General features: G+C 62.6%; 20 protein-coding genes. 8 read left to right on the top strand and 12 right to left on the bottom strand.

The genetic code is table 11. From position 1 onward, the window contains the following. Positions 1–345: 345 nt before the first annotated feature. The 7 genes from KLP40_RS16180 to KLP40_RS16150 form a co-directional block, all read right to left on the bottom strand. Positions 346–1,227 (bottom strand): NAD(P)-dependent oxidoreductase, encoded by an 882-nt coding sequence (locus KLP40_RS16180; RefSeq protein WP_215594882.1) that lies wholly within the window; start codon positions 1,225–1,227, stop codon positions 346–348. A 219-nt stretch (positions 1,228–1,446) separates the two neighbouring features. Then, the gene (gene rsgA, locus KLP40_RS16175) at positions 1,447–2,373 is read right to left on the bottom strand and encodes a ribosome small subunit-dependent GTPase A (RefSeq protein ID WP_215594881.1); all 927 of its coding nucleotides are present in this window, start codon (positions 2,371–2,373) and stop codon (positions 1,447–1,449) included. Positions 2,374–2,538: 165 nt separating this feature from the next. Further along, complete coding sequence (locus tag KLP40_RS16170; protein WP_246558929.1) at positions 2,539–3,786, bottom strand: 3-deoxy-D-manno-octulosonic acid transferase; 1,248 nt, start codon at positions 3,784–3,786, stop codon at positions 2,539–2,541. Between the two features lie 312 nt (positions 3,787–4,098). After that, a complete protein-coding gene (locus KLP40_RS16165) occupies positions 4,099–4,737 on the bottom strand; it encodes a peroxiredoxin (protein WP_215594879.1) in 639 nt (212 codons plus the stop codon). Positions 4,738–4,890: 153 nt separating this feature from the next. After that, the gene (locus tag KLP40_RS16160) at positions 4,891–5,370 is read right to left on the bottom strand and encodes a Fur family transcriptional regulator (protein WP_215594878.1); all 480 of its coding nucleotides are present in this window, start codon (positions 5,368–5,370) and stop codon (positions 4,891–4,893) included. Between the two features lie 231 nt (positions 5,371–5,601). Next, a complete protein-coding gene (locus KLP40_RS16155) occupies positions 5,602–6,375 on the bottom strand; it encodes an enoyl-CoA hydratase-related protein (protein WP_215594877.1) in 774 nt (257 codons plus the stop codon). 119 nt (positions 6,376–6,494) lie between these two features. After that, positions 6,495–7,757, bottom strand: coding sequence for an aspartate kinase (locus KLP40_RS16150; protein WP_215594876.1), 1,263 nt, complete (start codon positions 7,755–7,757; stop codon positions 6,495–6,497). Positions 7,758–7,903: 146 nt separating this feature from the next. Between KLP40_RS16150 and fbp the strand changes: the two genes are divergently transcribed. Further along, positions 7,904–8,932 (top strand): class 1 fructose-bisphosphatase, encoded by a 1,029-nt coding sequence (gene fbp / locus KLP40_RS16145; protein WP_215594875.1) that lies wholly within the window; start codon positions 7,904–7,906, stop codon positions 8,930–8,932. A gap of 113 nt (positions 8,933–9,045) precedes the next feature. On the opposite strand, the gene KLP40_RS16140 is transcribed toward fbp, so the two are convergent. The 3 genes from KLP40_RS16140 to yihA all read right to left on the bottom strand — a co-directional run bounded on the left by KLP40_RS16140 (position 9,046) and on the right by yihA (position 10,868). Further along, positions 9,046–9,666 (bottom strand): DUF5606 family protein, encoded by a 621-nt coding sequence (locus KLP40_RS16140; protein WP_215594874.1) that lies wholly within the window; start codon positions 9,664–9,666, stop codon positions 9,046–9,048. Positions 9,667–9,738: 72 nt separating this feature from the next. After that, complete coding sequence (locus KLP40_RS16135) at positions 9,739–10,176, bottom strand: energy transducer TonB (RefSeq protein ID WP_246558925.1); 438 nt, start codon at positions 10,174–10,176, stop codon at positions 9,739–9,741. A gap of 74 nt (positions 10,177–10,250) precedes the next feature. Further along, the gene (gene yihA / locus KLP40_RS16130) at positions 10,251–10,868 is read right to left on the bottom strand and encodes a ribosome biogenesis GTP-binding protein YihA/YsxC (RefSeq protein ID WP_215594873.1); all 618 of its coding nucleotides are present in this window, start codon (positions 10,866–10,868) and stop codon (positions 10,251–10,253) included. 517 nt (positions 10,869–11,385) lie between these two features. On the opposite strand from yihA, the gene KLP40_RS16125 reads away from it, so the two are divergent. The 4 genes from KLP40_RS16125 (at position 11,386) to KLP40_RS16110 (ending at position 16,067) form a co-directional block, all read left to right on the top strand. After that, entirely contained in the window at positions 11,386–13,608 is a 2,223-nt protein-coding gene (locus KLP40_RS16125) for an OmpA family protein (protein ID WP_215594872.1), read from the top strand. A 129-nt stretch (positions 13,609–13,737) separates the two neighbouring features. Then, on the top strand, positions 13,738–14,466 hold the full coding sequence (gene ubiE, locus KLP40_RS16120; protein ID WP_215594871.1) for a bifunctional demethylmenaquinone methyltransferase/2-methoxy-6-polyprenyl-1,4-benzoquinol methylase UbiE: 729 nt from the start codon (positions 13,738–13,740) through the stop codon (positions 14,464–14,466). Further along, positions 14,415–15,227, top strand: a complete 813-nt coding sequence (gene porT / locus KLP40_RS16115) for a type IX secretion/gliding motility protein PorT/SprT (protein ID WP_215594870.1) — start codon at positions 14,415–14,417, stop codon at positions 15,225–15,227. Before ubiE ends, porT begins: the two co-directional genes overlap by 52 nt. Before the next feature lie 93 nt (positions 15,228–15,320). Next, positions 15,321–16,067, top strand: coding sequence for an SDR family NAD(P)-dependent oxidoreductase (locus KLP40_RS16110; protein ID WP_215594869.1), 747 nt, complete (start codon positions 15,321–15,323; stop codon positions 16,065–16,067). A 98-nt stretch (positions 16,068–16,165) separates the two neighbouring features. On the opposite strand, the gene KLP40_RS16105 is transcribed toward KLP40_RS16110, so the two are convergent. Continuing rightward, positions 16,166–16,828 (bottom strand): alpha/beta hydrolase, encoded by a 663-nt coding sequence (locus KLP40_RS16105; RefSeq protein ID WP_215594868.1) that lies wholly within the window; start codon positions 16,826–16,828, stop codon positions 16,166–16,168. A gap of 112 nt (positions 16,829–16,940) precedes the next feature. After that, positions 16,941–17,444, bottom strand: coding sequence for a cytidine deaminase (cdd, locus tag KLP40_RS16100; protein ID WP_215594867.1), 504 nt, complete (start codon positions 17,442–17,444; stop codon positions 16,941–16,943). Positions 17,445–17,751: 307 nt separating this feature from the next. On the opposite strand from cdd, the gene KLP40_RS16095 reads away from it, so the two are divergent. The 3 genes from KLP40_RS16095 to KLP40_RS16085 all read left to right on the top strand — a co-directional run bounded on the left by KLP40_RS16095 (position 17,752) and on the right by KLP40_RS16085 (position 20,932). Beyond that, a complete protein-coding gene (locus tag KLP40_RS16095) occupies positions 17,752–19,110 on the top strand; it encodes a saccharopine dehydrogenase C-terminal domain-containing protein (protein WP_215594866.1) in 1,359 nt (452 codons plus the stop codon). A gap of 88 nt (positions 19,111–19,198) precedes the next feature. Continuing rightward, the gene (locus KLP40_RS16090) at positions 19,199–20,146 is read left to right on the top strand and encodes a hypothetical protein (RefSeq protein WP_215594865.1); all 948 of its coding nucleotides are present in this window, start codon (positions 19,199–19,201) and stop codon (positions 20,144–20,146) included. Positions 20,147–20,218: 72 nt separating this feature from the next. Beyond that, on the top strand, positions 20,219–20,932 hold the full coding sequence (locus KLP40_RS16085; protein ID WP_215594864.1) for an ATP-binding cassette domain-containing protein: 714 nt from the start codon (positions 20,219–20,221) through the stop codon (positions 20,930–20,932). The last annotated feature ends 5 nt before the right edge of the window (positions 20,933–20,937 follow it).

The following is a 20,937-nucleotide window of genomic DNA, read 5'->3' as shown; positions in this document are numbered from 1 at the left end:
CTGCGCCTGCTCGTCGAAGGCGTCCACTTGGCGGCGCACCTACGCGACGAATAGCCCCTAACCCCGCAACAAAAAAGCGTCGGCCTTCCGGCCGACGCGCTTCGCAAGTTTTGGGTAAGGACAAGCTGTTTCAGCCGGGTTTTTTTGCGGGGTCGGAGTAGGGAGAAACGGCTATAACAGCACGTCATTCCGAGCTTGCCGAGGAATCTCGCGTGCTGACGTTGAGATAGTACTCCTGATAGTGGAATTACGTTGGCAACGTCAGCACGCGAGATTTCTCGGCTCCGCTCGGAATGACGTGCTGTTAATTAGCGCTGCTTCTGCCCCTGCTGCCCCGAAAGACGCTTACAGTCCGGCGCCGTCGGTTACGCGTTCGGCAAAGCCGGCCCAGTCTACTTTCTCGCCCTTGGCCACGGTGGTGGAAAGGTGGTCGTGGAGGATGTTGGCGAAAGGCATGGGCACGAGGTGGGTGCGGGCTTCGTCGAGGACCAGGCGCATATCCTTGCGGATGATGGCGGGGGCGGCCCCCACGGGCTGGTAGTGGCGCTCGGCCACCAGCTTGCCGTAGCCCTTGTAGATGGGGTTATTGAACAGGGTGGCCGTAAAAAACTGGTAGACCTGCTCGCGGTCGAGGCCACTTTTCTGGGCCAGCGTGAAGGCTTCGGCCATGGCCTCAATGGCGGCGCCCAGCATGAAGTTACCGCAGAGCTTGACTACGTTGGCCGCCCCGGGGTCGTCGCCGAATTCGTGCACGCCCTGGCCCAGGGCCTGAAGCACGGGCTTGAGCTTGCGGCGCGACCCGGCCTCGCCGGCCATCGCCAGCCACAGGGTGGCGGCGGCGGCCACATCGGGTTTGCCGAAAACGGGCGTGGCTACCAGGCTGCTGCCCTGGCGGGCGTGGGCGGCCGCCAGGCGGCGGTTAGTATCGGGGGCCACGGTGCTACAGGAGGCGTGAATGGCGCCGGTGGGCATGGCCGGCAGCAGCCCATCGGCCCCGAGGCAGAGCTCCTCCAGGGCCGCGTCGTCGGTGACCATGGTAAAGACCAGGGCGGCACCCTGCACGGCCTCGGCGGGCGTGGTGGCCACGGTGGCCCCGCGCCGCTTCAGGCCCGCCGCCTTACTGGCGGTGCGGTTGTAGACGGTGAGCTGGTGGCCGGCTTTGAGCAGGTTGGCCGCCATGGCCTCGCCCATATTTCCCAGGCCCAAAAAGGCTACGTTATGCGTCATGAATGTTTTTTTATGATAGGGTGATGAGGTGACAGGTGACAGGTAACAGGTGAAGAGTAACAGGGGTTATGATGGATGAACGTCATTCCGAGCGCAGCGAGGAATCTCGCGTGCTGACTTTGCAATAGTAGTCGGGCATCAGCACACAAGACTCCTCGCTACGCTTGAAATGACGTTCCTTCTTTACCTGTCACCTGTCACCTGTCGCGTCACCGGTCACTATTTCCGGTTGTCGTCGGCCTGCTGCATGCTCAGGTAGCTGTCGTAGCGGGGCAGGGCAATGCGGCCCTTGTCCACGGCTTCGCGGACGGCGCAGCCGGGCTCGTGCAGGTGCTGGCAGTTGTGGTAGCGGCACTGGTTGAGCAGGGCGCGCATTTCGGGGAAGTAGTGGGCCAGCTCGCCCGGCTTCATGTCCACGAGGCCCAGCTCCTTGATGCCGGGCGTGTCGATGAGGTAGGTACCGGGCCGCACCTCCAGCATTTCGGCGAAGGTGGTGGTGTGCACGCCCTTGTCGGAAAACTCGCTGATTTCGGCCGTTTTCAAATCCAGGTCGGGCACCAGGGCGTTGATGAGCGTACTCTTGCCCACGCCCGAGTGGCCCGAAAGCAGGGATACTTTGCCATCGAGCAGAGCATCCACGTCGGCCACCCCCTCGCCGGTGTGGGCCGAGCAGCGCAGGCCGGGGTAGCCCACGCGGGCGTACATCTTCAGAATCTGGTCCTGATAATCGGCCAGGTCCTCGTCATAGAGGTCGGTTTTGTTGAAGAGCAGGGTCACGGGAATCCGGTAGGCTTCGGCCGTGACCAGAAACCGGTCGATAAACCCGAATGAGGTGGCCGGCGAGGCCAGCGTGACCACCAGCAGGGCTTGGTCGAGGTTGGCGGCCACGATGTGGGCGTGCTCGGTTTTGTGCACCGAGCGGCGGATGATGTAGTTGCGGCGGGGCTCGATGTGGTGAATCACGCCCGCGCCCTCGGTCTGCTCCTCCACCGTGAACTCCACCTGGTCGCCCACGGCCAGGGGGTTGCTCACCTTCAGGCCCTGGTTCTTGAACTTGCCTCGCAGGCGGCAGCGGTGCAGCTGGCCCGAGCCCGGCTCGCGCACCACATACCACGAGCCCGTCGATTTAACAATGATTCCGGTCATCTGAAGGTGAAGTGGTGAGGTGGTGAGCTGGTGAGTTTGAGGTTCGGGAGCAGTTGGGACACCTTGCGCGCAAGGTGGTGAAAGACGTGAGTTTGGTGAGGGAATCCGAATTGTCTGGCGCGACTGGGGCAGTCAGGCCCGTTGAACGTCAGACTCACCATCTCACTATTTCACCATCTCACCGATCCAGCGCATGATTTTCTGGGTGGCCCCGCTGTGGTCGTGCACGTAGTCGAGGCTCAGGTCCTGGACGGTGAGGCGGGCTTCCTCGCGGTGGTAAAGCAGGCCGAAGGACTTGAGCAGCTCCTCGGCCGAGGTAACGGGGAAGGCGCAGCCCAGCTCCACCAGGTCCTCGGCCTCCTGAAACTTGTGGTAGGTGGGGCCGAAAAACAGGGGCAACCCAAAGGCGGCGGCTTCCAGGGTGTTGTGCAGACCCTTGCCGAAGGCCCCGCCCACGTAGGCAAAATGCCCGAAGCGGTAGAGCTGGCTGAGCAGGCCCACGTTGTCGATGAGCAGTACCCGGGCCTGGTCCACGGTGCCGGCCTGGGCCTGGGAATAGCGCGTCACGCGGCCCGGCAGGGCTGCCTCCACCAGCCGCAGACTGTGCTCGTTGATTTCGTGGGGAGCCACAATGAAGCGCAGCTCATCCTGGTACTGGTGGAGCAGGGGCGTGAGCACGGCCATGTCCTCGGGCCAGCTGCTGCCCACAATCAGCACCGGGTGCCAGTCGTCGGTGAAGGCATCAATCAGGGGCAGGGAGCGGGGCGGGGCCGAGGCCGTGCGCACCACCGTATCGAAGCGGGTGTCGCCGGCCACGCTGGCGTGCCGGAGGCCGGCCTGGCGCAGCAGCTCCACCGAGCTCTGGTTCTGGGTGAAGATGTGGGTAAAGCGGCCCAGCGTCCGACGAAAAAAGCCGCCCCAGGGCTGAAAAAACACCTGATCGGCCCGAAAAATAGCCGATACGCAGATGGTGGGAATCTCGCGGCGCTGGAGCTCCGTGAGGAAGTAGTACCAGAACTCGTATTTCACGAACACGGCCAGCTCGGGCCGCACGGCATCGAGGAAGGCCCGGGCGTTAGCGGCCGTATCGAGGGGCAGATAAAACACGTAGGCGGCCCCGGGCCAGTTGCGGCGCACCTCGTAGCCCGAGGGCGAGAAGAAGGTAAGCACCAGCTTGTGGTCGGGGTGCTCGGCCAAGTAGGCTTCCATCAGCGGGCGGCCCTGCTCAAACTCGCCCAGGGAAGCGCAGTGGAACCACACCAGCGGGGCCGATTCATGGCGTAGCGCTTCCCGGATGCGGTCCAGCAGCCCCCGGCGGCCGGCCGTCCAGAGGGCGGCTTTGGGCACGAAGGGCGTCAGCAGCCGCAGCAGCAAGGCATAAAGGTGCAGGCCCAGGGAATACAGAAAGCGCAAGGTGTGGTAGTTAGAACGGCGTAATGGGTGGTCGAACGGCGGGAAGCCCTCAGGTGCGTGGCCGCCCGCCGTCGGGAGGCAAAAGTACAGTCTTCGCCCCACTCTTAACACAAAAGCCTCCACCCAGTCAGGCAGAGGCTTTTTGCGGCGGTGAGACGGTGAAATAGTGAGACGGTGAAATAGTGAGACGGTGAAATAGTGAGGTGGTGAAATGGTGAGTTGATGTTCCAGCTCCCTATCTGCGCCACTTGCGCCAACAGGACCGTTGAACATCAACTCACCATCTCACCACCTCACCATTTCACCGTTTCACTATTTTGCGGCCTGGTTGCCCAGGTAGCTGGCAACGCCCTCGCGGGTGGCCTGCATGGCTTCCTTGCCTTCCTCCCAGTTGGCGGGGCACACCTCGCCTTTTTCCTCGAAGTACTGCAGGGCATCCACCATACGCATGGCTTCGTCGATGCTGCGGCCCAGGGGGCCGTCGTTGACTACCTGGTGGCGCACGATGCCGTCCTTGTCAATCAGGAACAGGCCGCGGTAAGCCAGGGGCGAGCCCACGAAGGTCATTTCGCCGGCTTCGTTGTAGTCGTAGTGGCCACCGAGCACGTCGTAGTTGGCGGCAATGGTTTTGGTGGCGTCGGCTACCAGCGGGTAGGTGACGCCCTCAATGCCGCCGTTGTCGCGGGCGGTCTGCAGCCAAGCGAAGTGGGAGAAGTGGGTGTCCGTGGAGCAGCCGACGATGGCCACGCCCTTGGCTTCGAAATCGGCCAGCCGGTCCTGAAACGCAATGATTTCGGTGGGGCAGACGAAGGTGAAGTCGGCGGGGTAGAAGTAGAAGATGACGTGCTTCTTGCCCAGGTACCGGTCGAGCGAGAAATCCTCCTCGAATTCGCTGTCGATAACGGCGGTGGCTTTGAATGAAGGGGCACGTTTGCCTACGAGAACTGCCATGAGCTGAAAAAAAGAATGGGTAAAAAAAAGGGGTTGAACTGCTAAAGTGCGGCCGGGCGGCCGCCAGCATCCCGCCGTCGGGAACAGCGTTCCGCAACGGTAAGCAGGAAGTGGGGGTTCGGTCAGAAGAAAGGGGCAGCGTCTGCCGGCGGCTTACCGCTCCTCGGCTCCGGCCTGCGGCTCCGTTACCTTGTCGCCCGTAATGTGCAGGGAGAAGGAGTGGGGCTGGAAGTTGGGCAGGCCCTTGGCGGCGAAGAAGTCCCGGATCAGCTCGTCCAGCTGCGGGTCGCAGTAATCGATGATTTCCTGGGTGTTGGTGCAGAACAGGTGGTGGTGCTCGGTGCAGTCGGCGTCGAAACGGCGGCTGCTGCCCTCGGCCGAAGCCACCCGGCGCGTAAGGCCAGCCGCCACAAACGAATCCAGCGCCTTATACACGGTGCCCAGGGAAATAGACGGTTCCTGCCGCGTGACGTGCTGGTGCACCTGCTCGGCGGTGGGGTGCCCGGGCAGCGTCAGCAGCCCATCCAGAATCAGGACCCGCTGGCGGGTAGCGCGCAGACCCACCCGGGCCAGCCGTTGCGGCAGCGAATCGGGCGCTGAAGCCGGGAAAGCAAGAGGGTGAGAAGTAGACACAGACAAGAATGATTCTCCGCAAAGGTAAGGCTATAAGGATTGCGCACGCAAAAATGTTTCCTGCCGGCCCGGAACAGGTGATTTGGCGGTAGGAAAGAACGACGAGTATAAATGAAACTGCCAGTCATCCTGAGCGCAGCGCAGGACCTTATCGCGCGTGAACAACCGTGTCAATGGCTGGTTCACGCGTGATAAGGTCCTGCGCTGCGCTCAGGATGACAGACGGTGTTCTTATTTCCCTTTGAACTCGGGCTTGCGCTTTTCCACGAAGGCGGCCATGCCTTCTTTCTGGTCTTCGGAGGCGAAGGTCATGTAGAAGTTCTTGCGCTCGAAGTGCAAACCCTCGTCGAGGTGGGTTTCGAAGGCGCGGTTGACGGACTCCTTGGCCAGCCGGGCCGCTACCGGCGACATCTGGGCGATGCTGTGGGCCAGGCGGAAAGCTTCCTCCAGAAACTGTCCTACCGGCACCACCCGGTTCACGAGGCCGTGCTGGGCGGCTTCCTGGGCCGAAATCGGCTGGCCGGTGAGCACCATTTCCATGGCCCGGGCCTTGCCGATGGCCCGGGTCAGGCGCTGGGTGCCGCCCGCGCCCGGCATGGTGCCGATGCGGATTTCGGGCTGCCCGAACTGGGCCGTCTCCGAGGCCACAATCAGGTCGCAGGTCATGGCCAGCTCGCAGCCCCCGCCCAGGGCGAAGCCCGACACGGCGGCAATCAGCGGCTTGGTGGTACGCTGGATCTGGTCCCAGATGCTGAACTGGTCAATCAGCAGCATATCAATGGCGGTGCGGCCGGCCATCTGCTTGATGTCGGCGCCGGCGGCAAAAGCCCGCTCACTGCCCGCCAGCACAATCACGCGCACTTCCGGGTCCTGGTCGAGCTCCTTGAGGGCGGCGGCCACTTCCTGCATCAGCTGCAGGTTAAGCGCGTTGAGCTCTTTGGGGCGGTTAAGCTGAATCAGGGCCACCTGGGGCCGGGCCTGGGGGGTTACGAGGATGAATTCCATAGAGGGACTGGTGAACTGAGGGTCTGGAGAACTGGGTAGGGTGGGCTGGGGAAGGCAAGAATGCAGCTCTGGGAATGACAAAGAACGTCATTGAGCACGAAGCGAAGAATGACGCTTTGTTAGCTCGGTTCCTCCCCGCGGCACACGAACTGGAACGTCTGGCGGGTGCGCTGCTCCAGCAGCAGCTCCCGGCCCGCGGTGAGGCGCTGGATGCTGGCCGCGTCGTAGTTCTTGATGGTGTAGAGGGCCAGGCCGGTGTTGTAGTGAATGGTGAACTGCTCCCGCAGCAGGTCCAGGAGCCGTTCGAGGCGGTAGGCCGAGAAATCGGTGCAGACGGAGAAGCTGATGGCCGAGTTCTGCATGAGCCGGATTTTGAGCCGCACCTGGGCCAGGGCCCCGAAAATCACCTCCAGGTTCTCCTCCGAAATAAAAGCCAGGTCCTTGGCCTCGAAAGAAATCAGACACTGCTCAGTTTTGCGGATGAAGGCCGGCACCAGCAGCTCGTGGCGGCAGTCGTGGATGCGGGTGCCCTCGGCCTCGGGGTCGAGGAAGGACTTGACCAGCAGCGGAATCCCGCGCACGGCCAGGGGCTTGATGGTTTTGGGGTGAATGACGGAGGCCCCGTAGTAGGCCATTTCGATGGTTTCCTGGTAGCTGATTTCCGGGTAGCGCACGGTATCCGGGAAAATCTTGGGGTCGGCGTTGAGCAAACCCGCCACGTCCTTCCAGATGGTCACCGATTGCGCGCCCAGGCAGTAGGCCAGAATGGCGGCCGTGAAATCGGAGCCTTCCCGGCCCAGGGTGGTGGTGGCCCCGCTGGCCGTGCCGCCCAGAAACCCCTGCGTGACCACCGGCCCCTCGGCCAGCACCGCGGCCGGCAGGGCCGCCCGCAGCTGCCGCTCGGTGGTGGGCCAGTCCACGCGGCCCTCGCGCCAGGTATGGTCAGTGCGGATCAGGGCGCGGCAGTCGAGCCACCGGGCCCCGAGGGCGCCCGCCACAATGCGGGTGGCCAGCAGCTCGCCGAAGCTCACCACCTGGTCGTACTGCTTGTCGAAGTCGGCGGGCAGCAGGGTGGCGAGGCGGTCCTGGAGTTGGGTGAGCAGGTCGGTGAGCAGGTCGGCGGGCAGCTCTAGGCCGGCGGCCACGCCCTGGTGGAACTCGGCCAGCTCGGCCAGGGGGGCGCGGTAATCCTGGCCCGCGTGAGCCAGCTGAAAGAGGGCTTCCAGGGCGTTGGTAGTTTTGCCCATGGCCGATACCACGACCAGCAGGGCCTGGTCGGCGCCGTACTGGCGCACAATACGCACGAGGTTGCCGATGGCGGCCGCGTCCTTCACCGAGGCGCCGCCAAACTTGTAAATCCGAAGGAACTGCCGTTGTTGCATGGTCCCAAATGTAGGGCTCCGCGTCGCATCGGCCCTCACCGGGAAAAAAACAGCGTCAGCAAAACGCAGGCGAAAATTCGCCGGGGCTCCCGCGAATTGGTTACTTTTGGTCTTTCCCACCCGCATCTTACCACCCTTCTCACTCTATGACCAATCACGACAAGCTGGCCCTGCCCGTGGGCACCACCCTCGACCGCTTTATCATGCGTAAGCAGGAAGATTTTCCCTACGCCACCGGGGAGCTGAGCCAACTGCTGCGCGATATTGCCCTGGCGGCCAAGATCGTAAACCGCGAAATCAACCGCTCCGGCCTCATCGATATTGCCGGGGCCTACGGCAACCGCAACGTGCAGGGCGAGGACCAGCAGAAGCTCGACGTCATTGCCAACATCCGCTTTATCCGGGCCCTGCGCAACGGGGGCGAGGTGTGCACCATCATCTCGGAGGAAGACGAGGAGATGATTCAGACCGGCAACACCCAGGGCAAGTACGTGGTGGCCATTGATCCGCTCGACGGCTCCTCCAACATCGATGTGAACGTGAGCATCGGGACTATTTTCAGCATCTACCGCCGGGTGTCGCCCACCGGCAGCGAGGGTACGGCCCAGGACTGCCTCCAGACGGGCACCCACCAGGTAGCGGCCGGCTACGTGATTTACGGCTCCAGCACCATGATGGTGTACACCACCGGCAACGGCGTGAACGGCTTCACGTACGAGCCCAGCCTGGGCGAATTTTTCCTTTCCCACCCCAACATCCAGACGCCCGCCTCGGGCACGGTGTATTCCGTGAACGAGGGCCTGTCGGAGGCTTTCACGGAGGGCATGAAAGGGTTTGTGGCCTACTGCAAGGAGCAGAACTACTCGGCCCGCTACATCGGCTCCCTGGTGGCCGACTTCCACCGCAACCTGCTCAAGGGCGGTATTTATATGTATCCGGCGTCCAGGAAAGCGCCCAACGGCAAGCTGCGCCTCATGTACGAGTGCAACCCGCTGGCCTTCATCGTGGAGCAGGCCGGGGGCAAATCCAGCAACGGCCGCCGCCGCACCCTGGAGCTGGAGCCCCACGAGCTGCACGAGCGGTGCCCCGTGTTCATCGGCTCGCCCGAGCTGGTAAATAAAGTAGAGGAATTCCTGGCCGCCGAGCTGGCGCGGGAAGCCGTTGCCAACGACTAGCTCCCGCACCGCGCTCCGGCGCGGCAACGCCATCTGCCCCCTAACAAGCGCGGGCCGCCCCAATTGGGGCGGCCCGCGCTTGTTAGGGGGCTCGTAGTGAAACGACGGGAAGGCTATTCGGCTTTCTTCTTCGTGGTTTTCTTGGCCGGCTTGGTATCGGCGGCCTCGGGGTTGCCGGCGGCGTTGGTTTCCTCGGCGGCCGGAATGATGCCGGCGGTGCTCATGGCCTCGTCGGCGGCCGGCTCATCGGTGGTTTTGGCGGCCTTCTTCTTGGCGGCTTTCGGGGCGTCAGCGTCGGAGGGAGCCGGTGCCTGCTCGGTTTCCACTTCCTCGGCGGGGGCCTGGTACTCGAGGGCCTTGCTCACCACATGGTACCACTGCACCAGCTTCTTGATATCGGACATGTACACCCGCTCACGGTCGTAATCGGGCATAATGCCTTCCATGAAGGCTGTCAGGTCGCGGTCGTCCGATTTATGCGTAACGGCCGGCGTGGCGCCGTGCTGCTGGTGAATCCGGTCGAAAACCTCGCTCAGGGGCACCGTCTGGTCGTAGTCCTGGGTGTAGATGGAAATTTCCTGGAGCAGCGACACCTTGTTGCGGGCCGAGGCCACGGAACGGGTGCCCTTCGCGTCGAGGGCTTCAATGATAACACCGGCGCGGGTGGGTTTCACGAGGCGGTACAGACCGGGCATTCCGCTGATGGCGGCAATTTCCTTCAGGTCGTAGGGCATAGGAAGAAAGCAGTGGTTGGAAAGAACGAAGGTACGCAGCGGCCGCGGCTTTGGCGGCCGGCCGGCCCCCGGCTACAGTTTAAAGGTGATGGGCAGGCTGGTGAGAATGGCGTAATCAGGCTTGTTGAATTTAAGCAGCTTTACAACCCGCAGGGCTTCCTCGCCGCAGCCGCCGCCAATCTGCTTGACCAGCTTCACACCCGACATCGTGCCGTCGGTATTCAGGGTGAAGCTCACAATGCACTGACCCTGAATACGGTTGCGCCGGGCCATGATGGGGTATTTGAGCTCCTGATTAATAAAGGCGTACATGGCCTCCTGGCCGCCCTCGTAATACTCGGCAATGGGAATGGCTTTGGGGGCTTTGGGCGCTTCCGGGGCCGGGGTTTCTTCCGGGGCGGTTTCCGGGGCCGGGGCGTCGGTTTTTACCTTGATTTTGGTTTTCTGAGCCACGGCTGCACCGGAGGCGGCCAATAGCACAACACTGAGCAGAAAGACGGTTTTTTTCATGAACGGGAAAGCAGTACACAGCAAGAGGAGAAGTCGGGAAAAGCCCGGCTCAGACACGCAAGAACGAGGCCAATTTACGCATTGTCGGGCGCTTGTGCCAGCTGCTGGTTTACCTCACCGATAAAGGCCAGTACTTCCTCCCGGCCCGTCTTTTCCTCCGCCGACGTTACAAAATGACGGGGCAACTCGTCCCAGCTTTCGCTCATCTTCTCTAAGTACTGCACCACGTTCTGGCTGGTGCGCGAACCAGATTGTTTGTCAGCTTTGGTAAATATCATCACGAACGGAATGCCCTCGTTACCCAACTGCTCCATAAACTCCAGATCGGCGGCCTGGGGCGCATGGCGCGAATCCACGAGTACAAAAACGCAGGTCAGGTTTTCGCGCTTGCGCAGGTAGTAATTGATCATACGGGCCCACTTTACCCGGGCATCCTTGCTGATTTTAGCGTAGCCGTAGCCGGGTAAATCCACCAGGTACCAGCTATCGTTAATAAGAAAGTGGTTAATCAGCTGGGTTTTTCCGGGTTGGGAAGAGGTTTTGGCCAGCCCTTTCTGATTGGTGAGCATGTTAATCAGGGAAGATTTGCCCACGTTGGAGCGCCCGATGAAGGCGTATTCCGGCAGGGTAGGCGGGGGGCACTCTTCCACCCGGGAGTTACTCATCAAAAACTTCGCGTCCTGAATAGTCATGTTGTCAAGCTAAGCTGAAGGGCAAAGGTAGAAATTCGACGGATGAGGTTCGGAAGCATGATTTTTTAGGGAAAAACCTTGCGGTTTACACAGGCGAACTATATTTGTGCGTCTGATCCAGGCTGCAAAAGCGTAAGAACCAGCGTCCGTCATCTTTTTTTTCGCTTCCCAGACTGCCTGGCATACCTGTTTTGGCCGAATTGGATACGGCTAAGGCCGTATTATAAATTTTCTATCTTTGCTCGCTAAATCTCCTGCCTCCTGCCTGGGCTGACGGGTATAATGCAGAGGTAAAACGCCCTTTTTTTGCGTTGTACCTCTGGTTTTTGCCTGCTCTGGCTCAACCCTTGGGCAGGTTTTCAGTATAAGAGGCAACTCTTGAAAATGGCCCGCGCAACTGGCGTCTGGCGCTTCTTTCCCTCCTTTGCAACTCCTTATTTCCCTAACCCCTCCAACAATGGACAACTTAGTCAGAAGGTTATTGAAAGCCTCGTGCGCCTTCGCGCTTACGGCTGCTATGGCCCAGCCTGCCCTGGCTCAAAGCACTCGCCAGCAGCTAAAAACGGCCAACAAGTTCTTCGGACAAGAGAACTACCGGGCTTCTTTACCGTTCTACGAGCAGGTGTTGGCCAAGGACCCCAACAATGCCCAGGCCCTGTTCCGGGCCGGCATTGCCTATATGTCGTTCGACAAGGAAAAAGCCAGTGACTACATCTACAAGGCTCAGCGTCTGAAGAAGAACGTGTCCAAGGACGTGGAGTACTGGCTGGGACGGGTAGACCACCTCAACTACAACTTTGACGAGGCCATTACCCACTTTCAGGCCTACAATGCCACGCTCAAGAGCAAGGACACCCGCCGCAAAGAGTTAGGGCAGCTCATCCAGCACAGCAAAAATGCCAAGGTGCAGTTCAACAGCCCCAAGGACATTTTCGTGAAAAACCTGGGTCCTACCATTAACACCCAGTGGTCGGAGCACAGCCCGGTAATCTCCAACGACGATAAGGTGCTGCTCTTCACTTCCCGCTCCGATAACATGAGCAACGTGGGGGCTCTGCAGGCCGCCGAAGGCAAGGACAGCAAGAAGCTGGCCGCCGACGGACAGTACTACGAGAACATCTACGAGGCTACCCGCGTCGATGATGAGAACTGGGAAAAGCCCCGCTCCCTGAGCGGCGTGCTCAATGGCAAGGGCCACGACGCCTCCATCCAGGTGTTCGACAACGACACCAAGCTGCTCATGTACCGCAACGACGAGAACGGGGATATCCTCTACTCGGAGAAATCGGGCACGGACTGGACGGAGCCCAAGAAGCTCAACAAGAACATCAACTCGCCGGCATTTGAGTCCGACGCCTACATCACGCCCGATGGCCTGACGATTTACTTCTCGACCAGCAAGTACTCGGAAGAGAACACGCTGGACATCTATTACTCCACCCGCGTACCCGGCGGCGACTGGGGCCCGGCCAAGAGCATCGGTTCGGCCATCAATACAGCTGCCGACGACGACAGCCCCTACCTGAGCCGGGACGGCAAAACGCTGTACTTCTCGTCGCGTGGCCACAACACGATGGGCGGCTACGACATCTTTAAGTCGGAGTACGACTCCGTGGGCCGCAAGTGGGGCCGGGCCGAGAACATGGGCTACCCCATCAACACGCCCGATGATGACACCTACTACCGTCTGAGCCCGGATGGTTCGTACGCTTACCTGTCGTCGTACCGCATCGGGGGCTACGGGGAGAAGGACATCTACACCATCAACTACATCAAAAACGCCATCATCCGGGGCCGCGTGCTTTCGAGCCGCGACAGTTCGGCAGTGCCCGGTGTGGAACTGGTGTTCAGTGGCACCCAGGCCGATAAAACGGCCCTGAGCTACCGCGACATCACCAAGCCCGGCATGGCCGACTACCAGGTAAACGTGCTCTCGGGCCGGACCTATCAGGTAGCCGTGAGCAAGGATGGTAAAAACATTGAAACCCAGGAGTTTGCCGTTCCGATTTCCACGAACGACTCGACCACCATCGAGAAGAATTTTTACGTGGATTACGTGGATACTACAAACAACATATTCACCAAAATCAACCCTATCTACTTCGATACCGACAAATACAAGCTGCGGCCGGAGTCGATTACGGAGCTGAACCGCATCAGCGAGATTCTGATGGCCAACCCCGGGGTGAATATCTCCATCGAGGGTAACACCGACTCGCGGAACACGGATGAGTACAACATGGTACTCGGTCAGAACCGTGCCAACGTGGCCTACAACTACCTGAAGAAGGCCGGCATTGCCGAAACCCGGATGGTAACGGTGAGCTACGGGGAGCGTCGTCCGGTAGCCCCGAACGATTCGCCGGAGAACATGCAGCTGAACCGTCGCACCGACTTCCGCGTGATTGTGAAGGAAGGCGAATCGATGCCCATCATGAACCAGCCGGCTTCCGGCACGGGCACGACCAACTCTTCCACCGGTACGCAGTCGAACCTGAACTCTACCACTACCAACGCTACCCGTACTACGGTGCCGTTGCAGCCGGGCAAGAGCAAAGTGAAGCTCGAGGATGGCACTAAGGTGAAAACCAAAGTGGACGAGGACAGCGACAAAGTGAAAGTGAAAACCAAGGGGGCTGACGACTCGAAAAGCAAGACCGTGACCAAGGACGGTACCATCGATGCGAAAGCCAAGGATGCGAACGGCGAGAAGGTCAAAGTAAAGACCGACAACGACTAAGCATTGCTTTCCCCCGCAGAAAACGGGTCGGGCCCAGAGCCCGGCCCGTTTTTTTTTAACTTAATAGCGGGCCGGCCGTTCTATTTGGGCAATTTTGCCCGAGTTTCCCCGTTCTTCGCTTCCCGCAGTATGTCCGTAGTACCTTATAAAGACGACGCCGCCGGCAAAAAGTCCCAGGTGGCCCAGATGTTTAACAGCATTGCCGGCAAGTACGATTTCCTCAACCACTTCCTGAGTGCGGGCACGGACATCTACTGGCGCCGCAAGGCCGTGAATGAGTTGCGGCAGCTGCGGCCCGCCCGCATCCTGGATATTGCCACCGGCACGGCCGATTTTGCCATCGAAACCCTGCGGGCCGCTACCCCGGACGCGCAGATTACGGGCGTTGATATCTCGGAGGGCATGCTGGACGTGGGCCGCCGCAAGCTGGCCCAGAAAGGCCTCAGCCACCGGATTCAGCTGGAACTGGGTGATTCGGAGAGCCTGCCCTTCGCCGATAACCACTTCGATGCCGTGACGGCTTCGTTCGGGGTGCGTAACTTTGAAAACCTGGAAAAAGGCCTCGCCGAGATGTACCGCGTGCTGCGGCCGGGCGGTAAAATGGTGGTGCTCGAGTTCTCCAAGCCCACGGCTTTTCCCATGAAGCAGGCCTACAACTTCTACTTCAAAAACATTCTGCCCGTATTCGGCAAGCTCATTTCCAAGGACCGCGCCGCCTATACCTACCTGCCCGAATCGGTGCAGGCCTTCCCGGACGGCCCGGATTTCCTGGCAATTCTGCGTAAAGTCGGATTTTCTTCCCCTGCATGGCAACCACTCACCTTCGGCATCAGCTCCATTTATACGGCTCAAAAATAGCCCGTCTGGCCCTGGTTGGCGGGGTGGCGCTGCTGGTGCCGCTCAGCGTTCAGGCCCAGAAAAAAAGCTTCAGCAAAGCCTCCCGCAGCCGCAACGGGACGGTGAAATCGGTGACGGTGAACAACCTGCCCGGCTACGACGACCGGTGGCTGCACCTGGGCATGTACGTGGCCCCCAACTTCTCGCGCTACCAGATTGAGCAGGCCCCCGGCTACCCCCGGCAGGGAGTATCAGCCAATTCGGTTATCAGCCCGGGCTTTTCGGTGGGCTTTCTGGGCGATTTGCGCATTGGCAGCTACGGGGCGCTCAACTTCGCGCCCGGCGTGAGCTTTCTCACGCGGCGCATCGAGTTCAAGCCTTATGGGTACCGGCCGGCGGACGCCAACGATCCGGATGACATTGAAGACCAGGAAATCGGGAGCACCCAGCTGGATTTCCCGGTGCTGTTCAAGCTCAAATCGGAGCGGCGGCGCAATTCCCGGGTATACCTGATTGCGGGCGTGAAGCCGAGCTTCAACATCGGGGGGCGTCGCAAAGACCCGGAGGTAAACCTGTTGCGGGCCGGCACTTCGGATATTGCCCTGGAGTACGGCGTGGGCATGGACCTGTTTTACCCGTTCTTCAAGTTTTCGCCCGAGCTACGCTTCTCCCACGGCCTGACCAACCTCCATGTGCCCGGCAACGATGTGTACAGCCGCAGTCTGCAAAGCATGAAAAGCAACACGGTCACGCTCTACCTCAACATCTGGTCGGGGCGCTAGGCGAGTTTGGCGGCTAGCGCCTGGCTGAAGGCTTTCGTGCGTTCAGCTTCGGCCTTATGCGGTTACCTTCTGTACGTTAACAGCTGACATAACATGAAAACGGCTTTCATTACGGGTGCTTCCTCGGGTATCGGGCGGGCGACGGCAGTGGCGCTGGCCCAGGCCGGCTACCAGCTGATACTGGCCGGGCGGCGGCGGGAACGGCTGGAAGAGCTGACCCGCGAGCTGAGCGCAGTGCCTACTCACCTGCTCACCTTCGACGTGCGCGACCGGGCCGCCGTGGATGCGGCCGTGCAAAGCCTGCCCGCCGCGTTCCAGGACGTAGATGTGCTCATCAACAACGCCGGCAACGCCCACGGGCTGGCTCCCATTCAGAGCGGCGACCCCCAGGACTGGGACGATATGCTGGACGGCAACGTAAAGGGCCTGCTCTACGTGAGCCGCGCCGTGCTGCCCGCCATGACGCGCCGCAACACCGGCCACATCATCAACATCGGTTCCATTGCGGGCCACGAAACCTACGCCAACGGGAACGTGTACTGCGCCTCCAAAGCGGCCGTGGCGGCCCTGACCCAGGGCATGCGGCTGGATCTGCTGCCCCACCATATCCGGGTGGCCGAGGTGAACCCGGGCGCAGTGGAAACCGAATTCTCCGAGGTCCGCTTCAAGGGCGACACGGAGCGGGCAGCCAGCGTGTACAAGGGCTTCGACCCCCTGAAAGCCCAGGACGTTGCCGAGGTTATTGCCTTCATGGTCACGCGCCCGGCCCACGTGAATATTGCTGAGGTGCTGATCCTGCCTGCTGCCCAGGCATCCGCTACCACCATCCGCAAGCAATAAGCCCGGACTGGCCCGGCGGTAAACCGATGGCACCGCTTTCGTATCCGGCCCCCGGCGTGGCGCCCCGAACCCGGGTGCCGCGCCGGGGGCCGGTTGCGTCAGAATCCGGAGAGCGGGACATCGGCCAGGGCCGTGAGGGTTTCGCGGTGGAGCGTGTGGGTGCCGGCGAAGCGCACCAGTTCGGCCGCAACGCCCAGCTGGCGCAGAAACGCCTGTTGCTGGCCCAGGGCCTCGTCGGTGATAAACTCATCCTCGGTGCCGCAGACGAGCGTGACGGGCAGTCTGCGCAGCAGGCGGGTGGCCACAGGGAAATCCATGTCGGGGGGGAAGGCGCCGGCCCAGAGGATGAGGTGAGCCGGCCGGAACGGGGCCCGGGCCAGCCAGCGGCTGACGGTGGCCGCGCCCTGGGAAAAGCCCAGCACCGTGACGGCCGCCTCAGGTGCGGCCCGGGGCAGCAGCGTGGTGGCCAGCTGGTTGAGGTAGGATACGTAGTCGTCTATTTCGGCCAAGCGGTCTTCCCGGGTCATCCAGGTGGCGCCCACCCGGCCCCCGGTGCCCTGCAGATAAAACCGCGAAAGGCCCTCGGGAGCAATGATGACCAGCGTGGGGTCCTGGGCGGTGAGGTGGGCGAAGTGGCGGATAAAATACGCCGCCAGCTGCCCGTAGCCGTGGGCCACAAACCACACCCGCCGGGTAGCCGCCGACAGTTCGCCCAACTGGGAATAGCGCGCCGTGCGCGTCACGGCTATCTGATGCTCCATGCGTTGAAATAATGAGGTGGTGAGATGGTTGAGGTGGTGAGGTTGATGTTCCAGGGCCTAGTCGGCGCTGCTTGCGCAAGCAGGACCATCGAACGTCAAACTCACCATTTCACTATCTCACTATTTCACCTTGCGGCAGGTCGTCGGCGGTGAAGCCGAAGGGCAGCAGGTCGGAGAGGGAGCGGAAGCGGTAAATGGAGCCGTTGGGGCCGGGCAGCAGCAGCGGAATGGCCTGCTGCTGGCGGTGCTCGTACTCGGCCATTACCTGGCGGCAGGCCCCGCAGGGCGTCACGGGCACGAACGCGCCGTCGGCGGGGCGGGCGGCAATGGCCATGCCCAGGATGCGCCGCTCGGGCTGCGAAACGGCCAGTCCGAACAGGGCCGTACGCTCGGCGCACAGGCCGGAGGGGAAGGCAGCGTTTTCCTGGTTGGTGCCCTGGAAGTAGGTGCCGTCGTCGAGCAGCAGAACCGAGCCCACGTGAAAGTGGGAGTAGGGGGCATACGCGTGGTCGGTGGCGGCGCGGGCAGCCTGCCAGGTAGCCGCCTCAACGGGCGTAAGGTCAGCTTCGGAGGCCACCACGTCAACGGTGATGGTCAGGTGAAGGGGGTGGGCCATGAAGGGCAAAGAACGACCCGGCACCGACACGCGGCCCCGGGAGAGTGAAAAGGGGCGGTCAATGTACAATTTTTTTGCCGGATGGTTGAATGGGTGAATGGGTGAACTGTCATCCTGAGTGAAGCGAAAGACTTTGTCACCTCTGAACGAAAGTGTTGAACCGACTCGGGCAAACGGGATAAGGTCCTTCGCTCTGCTCAGGATGACAGTTCACCTACATATCAACCCATTCACCCATTCACCCATCCAGCAATTTCCCCATCCAACCAGCCAATCCTTAACTTGCCGCCCCACCCACTGCTTTCCCATGTCCCGAATTCTGCTGCTGGGGGCGGGCCGCTCGGCCTCGTCCCTGATTCAATACCTGCTCCGCTACGCCCCCCTGGAAGGCTGGCAGCTGACCGTGGCCGACGTGCAGCCGGCCCATCTGGTGCCCGTGCTGGCGGCCCACACCCAGTACGCCCGCGCCGTGCCCTTCGATGTGCACGATGAGGCCCGGCTGGAGGAGCTGGTGCCCCAGGCCGACGTGGTTATTTCGATGCTGCCGGCGCTGTTTCACGGCCGCGTGGCCCGGGCCTGCGTGCGCCACGGTCGCCACCTGGCCACGGCCAGCTACGTGAGCGAGGAAATCCGGGCGCTGGATGCCGACGCCCGGGCCGCGGGCCTGACCCTGCTCATGGAATCGGGCCTGGATCCGGGCCTCGACCACATGTCAGCCATGCGCGTGCTGGCCGATATCCGGACCCGGGGTGGGCGGCTGACGTCGTTCAAATCCTACTGCGGCGGCCTGCTGGCCCCCGATTCGGAGGGCGGTAACCCCTGGCGCTACAAGTTTACCTGGAACCCGCGCAACGTGGTGCTGGCGGGGCAGGGCACGGCCAAGTTCCTGGACGGCGGCCACCTGCGCTTCATCCCGTACCAGCAACTATTCGCCCGCACCGAAACGCTGGTGGTGCCCGGCTTCGGGGAATTTGAGGGCTACGCCAACCGCGACTCCCTGAGCTACCGCGCCCCCTACGGACTGGAGGAAATTCCGACCATTTTGCGCGGTACCCTGCGCCGGCCGGGCTACTGCGCCGGCTGGCACGCTCTGGTGCGCCTGGGCTTTACCGATGACGCCGTACAGCTCGATAACGGTCCTGACCTCACCTGGCGGGAGCTGGTGGAAGCCTACCTGCCCCGCCCGGCCACGCCCGACCAGCCCCTGACCCGCCGCGTGGCCGACCACCTCGGCCTGGCCCCGGACGCAGACGAGATGCAGCACCTGAGCTGGCTGGGCCTGTTCGGCGAGACGCCGGTGGGCCTGGCCAACGCCACCCCCGCCCAGCTGCTGGAGCGCCTGCTCACCGAAAAATGGGCCCTCCAGCCCCACGACCGCGACATGATTGTGATGCAGCACCAGTTCGAGTACGAGCTGGCCGGGCGGCGGCACGCGGCTACTTCCTCGCTGGTGGTGCTGGGCGACGATGCCGTGCACACGGCCATGGCCAAAACGGTGGGCCTGCCGCTGGGCATCTCGGTGCGCCGCCTGCTGCGGGGGGAGCTGACCCGGCGCGGCGTGGTCATCCCAACCCTGCCCGAGGTGTACGAGCCCGTGCTGGACGAGCTGGCCGCCGACTACGGTATTGCCTTCGTGGAGGAAGACGCGCCGGTACCGGCCGGCTAAGGCCAGTGGTTTCGCCACGCTGCACGGCCGGCCTACCCGGGCAATATCGGGTGGGCCGGCCGCGTTGAGCGGCAAAACGAAAGCCCGCATGAAACACTACCTCCGGTTACGGGCGCGGCTGCTGGGCCGGCAGCTGCGCGAGCTGGGCTGGGCGCGGCTGCTGGCCCTGGGGAGCTTGCTGGGGCTGGGACTGGGCAAGGCCCTGGTCACGGCCGCCACCCGCCCCGCCCTGGTCTGGGTGGTGCCCGGGGCGGTGGCCCTGCTGCTGCTGAGCCGGCACCGCCGCCGGCCCGATTTACTCTTTCTGCACCTGACCACCCCGGAGTTCCGGGGCTGGCTGGCGGCGGAATATGCGCTGCTGGCCCTGCTGCCGGCACTGGTGGTGCTGGCCCTCGGTCGGCTTGCCCCCGCACTGCTGACGGTGCTGCTGGCCGCGGCCGTGGCCCTGCTGCCCCGGGCGCCGGCACCGGCGAGTCAGTTGCGTCGGAATGGGTTGTTTCGGAGCGTGGCCTTTGAGTGGGTGAGTGCGGGCCAGCGCCCCTGGCTGGGCCTGGCCTGGCTGGGGCTGCTGGGGGTGGCGGCGGCCACGCGCCAGGGCAGTACCGGCCCGGCCGTGGCAGTGGTAGGCTGGCTGCTGCTCACGCTCGAAACCTACGGTCCCGCCGAGCCCTGGAGCTGGCTGCTGCCGGTGCTGCGGAGTCCGGGTAGCTGGCTGCGCGGGCGGGTGGGGTGGGCATTGCTGTATTTCGGCCTCACGGTGGCCCCGCTGGCAGCCGTGCTGGCGCTGGGGCCGGCCGAAGCTGGGGGCACGGCCGCGCTGCTGCTCTGGAGCGCCCTGGTCCTGACGATGTTGGTGCTGGCCAAGTACGCCTTTTACCCCCACGCCACGCTTTCCCGCCTCACCCAGGCCGGGGCCGTAGTAGTAGGCCTGAGCATCCTGGGCAGCAACCCCGCCTACCTGGCCCTGCTGCTGGCCTGCTTCCTGGGGCTGCTGGCAAAGAGCCGGAGTCAGCTGGCGCAGTATCGCCAGGAATGAGAACGGGCTGGTAGTCGGCACTGACCGGCCCGTAAAATCAAACCGGGAACAGGACGTTATGCGAAACGAAACATGCTGGTAATCGAAGGCTTAGGAAAGCGTTTCGGGGCGCAAACGGTGCTGCACAGCGTCGACCTGGAGCTGCGGCCCGGCACCCTGCACGGGCTGGTGGGGGCCAACGGGGCGGGCAAAACCACCCTGCTTCACTGCCTCTACGGCCTGCACGCCGATTACCAGGGTACGGTGCGCGAAACCAGCGGCCGGCCCATCCGGCAGTGTACCGGCCTGCTGCCTTACGAGCCCTACTTCTACCCCCGCATCACGGGCCGCGAGTACGTGGCGTTCTGCCTGCAGGCCCGCCAGCGGCCGGTTCCGGATCTGGAAGGCTGGAACGAGCTGCTGGAACTGCCCCTCGACCAGTACGCCGAGGAGTACTCGGCCGGGATGCGCAAAAAACTGGCGCTACTGGCCCTGCTGGTTCAGGACTTTCGTTACCTCATTCTCGATGAGCCCTTCAACGGCCTCGATCTGAGCGCCAACCTGCTGCTGATGGAAATGCTGCGTCGCCTGCGCCGGCAGGGCACCGGCCTGCTGCTCACATCCCACCTGCTGGGCTCGCTCACGGAGCTCTGCGACGAAATAACGGTGCTGGCCGACGGCCGGGTGCGGCGCCACTACCCGGCCACCGACTTCGCCCGCCTGCCCGCTGATTTGCTCGGTCAGCTCCACGAGCACAAGCTGGGTCAGCTGGACCAGCTGCTGCCCGAAGAGCCGCCGGGGCCCTGACACCC

This window comes from Hymenobacter piscis, from assembly GCF_018760735.1.
In the GTDB taxonomy this organism is placed as follows: Bacteria; Bacteroidota; Bacteroidia; order Cytophagales; family Hymenobacteraceae; genus Hymenobacter; species Hymenobacter piscis.
This window is presented reverse-complemented; position numbering and strand designations above follow the sequence as displayed.

Bases quoted from the DNA above. Each gene is read 5' to 3' on its own strand.
- KLP40_RS16180 (WP_215594882.1), bottom strand. From the start codon at position 1,227: ATGACGCATAACGTAGCCTTTTTGGGCCTGGGAAATATGGGCGAGGCC.
- rsgA (WP_215594881.1), bottom strand. From the start codon at position 2,373: ATGACCGGAATCATTGTTAAATCGACGGGCTCGTGGTATGTGGTGCGC.
- KLP40_RS16165 (WP_215594879.1), bottom strand. From the start codon at position 4,737: ATGGCAGTTCTCGTAGGCAAACGTGCCCCTTCATTCAAAGCCACCGCC.
- KLP40_RS16155 (WP_215594877.1), bottom strand. From the start codon at position 6,375: ATGGAATTCATCCTCGTAACCCCCCAGGCCCGGCCCCAGGTGGCCCTG.
- KLP40_RS16150 (WP_215594876.1), bottom strand. From the start codon at position 7,757: ATGCAACAACGGCAGTTCCTTCGGATTTACAAGTTTGGCGGCGCCTCG.
- fbp (WP_215594875.1), top strand. From the start codon at position 7,904: ATGACCAATCACGACAAGCTGGCCCTGCCCGTGGGCACCACCCTCGAC.
- KLP40_RS16140 (WP_215594874.1), bottom strand. From the start codon at position 9,666: ATGCCCTACGACCTGAAGGAAATTGCCGCCATCAGCGGAATGCCCGGT.
- KLP40_RS16135 (WP_246558925.1), bottom strand. From the start codon at position 10,176: ATGAAAAAAACCGTCTTTCTGCTCAGTGTTGTGCTATTGGCCGCCTCC.
- yihA (WP_215594873.1), bottom strand. From the start codon at position 10,868: ATGACTATTCAGGACGCGAAGTTTTTGATGAGTAACTCCCGGGTGGAA.
- KLP40_RS16125 (WP_215594872.1), top strand. From the start codon at position 11,386: ATGGCCCAGCCTGCCCTGGCTCAAAGCACTCGCCAGCAGCTAAAAACG.
- ubiE (WP_215594871.1), top strand. From the start codon at position 13,738: ATGTCCGTAGTACCTTATAAAGACGACGCCGCCGGCAAAAAGTCCCAG.
- porT (WP_215594870.1), top strand. From the start codon at position 14,415: ATGGCAACCACTCACCTTCGGCATCAGCTCCATTTATACGGCTCAAAA.
- KLP40_RS16110 (WP_215594869.1), top strand. From the start codon at position 15,321: ATGAAAACGGCTTTCATTACGGGTGCTTCCTCGGGTATCGGGCGGGCG.
- KLP40_RS16105 (WP_215594868.1), bottom strand. From the start codon at position 16,828: ATGGAGCATCAGATAGCCGTGACGCGCACGGCGCGCTATTCCCAGTTG.
- cdd (WP_215594867.1), bottom strand. From the start codon at position 17,444: ATGGCCCACCCCCTTCACCTGACCATCACCGTTGACGTGGTGGCCTCC.
- KLP40_RS16095 (WP_215594866.1), top strand. From the start codon at position 17,752: ATGTCCCGAATTCTGCTGCTGGGGGCGGGCCGCTCGGCCTCGTCCCTG.
- KLP40_RS16090 (WP_215594865.1), top strand. From the start codon at position 19,199: ATGAAACACTACCTCCGGTTACGGGCGCGGCTGCTGGGCCGGCAGCTG.
- KLP40_RS16085 (WP_215594864.1), top strand. From the start codon at position 20,219: ATGCTGGTAATCGAAGGCTTAGGAAAGCGTTTCGGGGCGCAAACGGTG.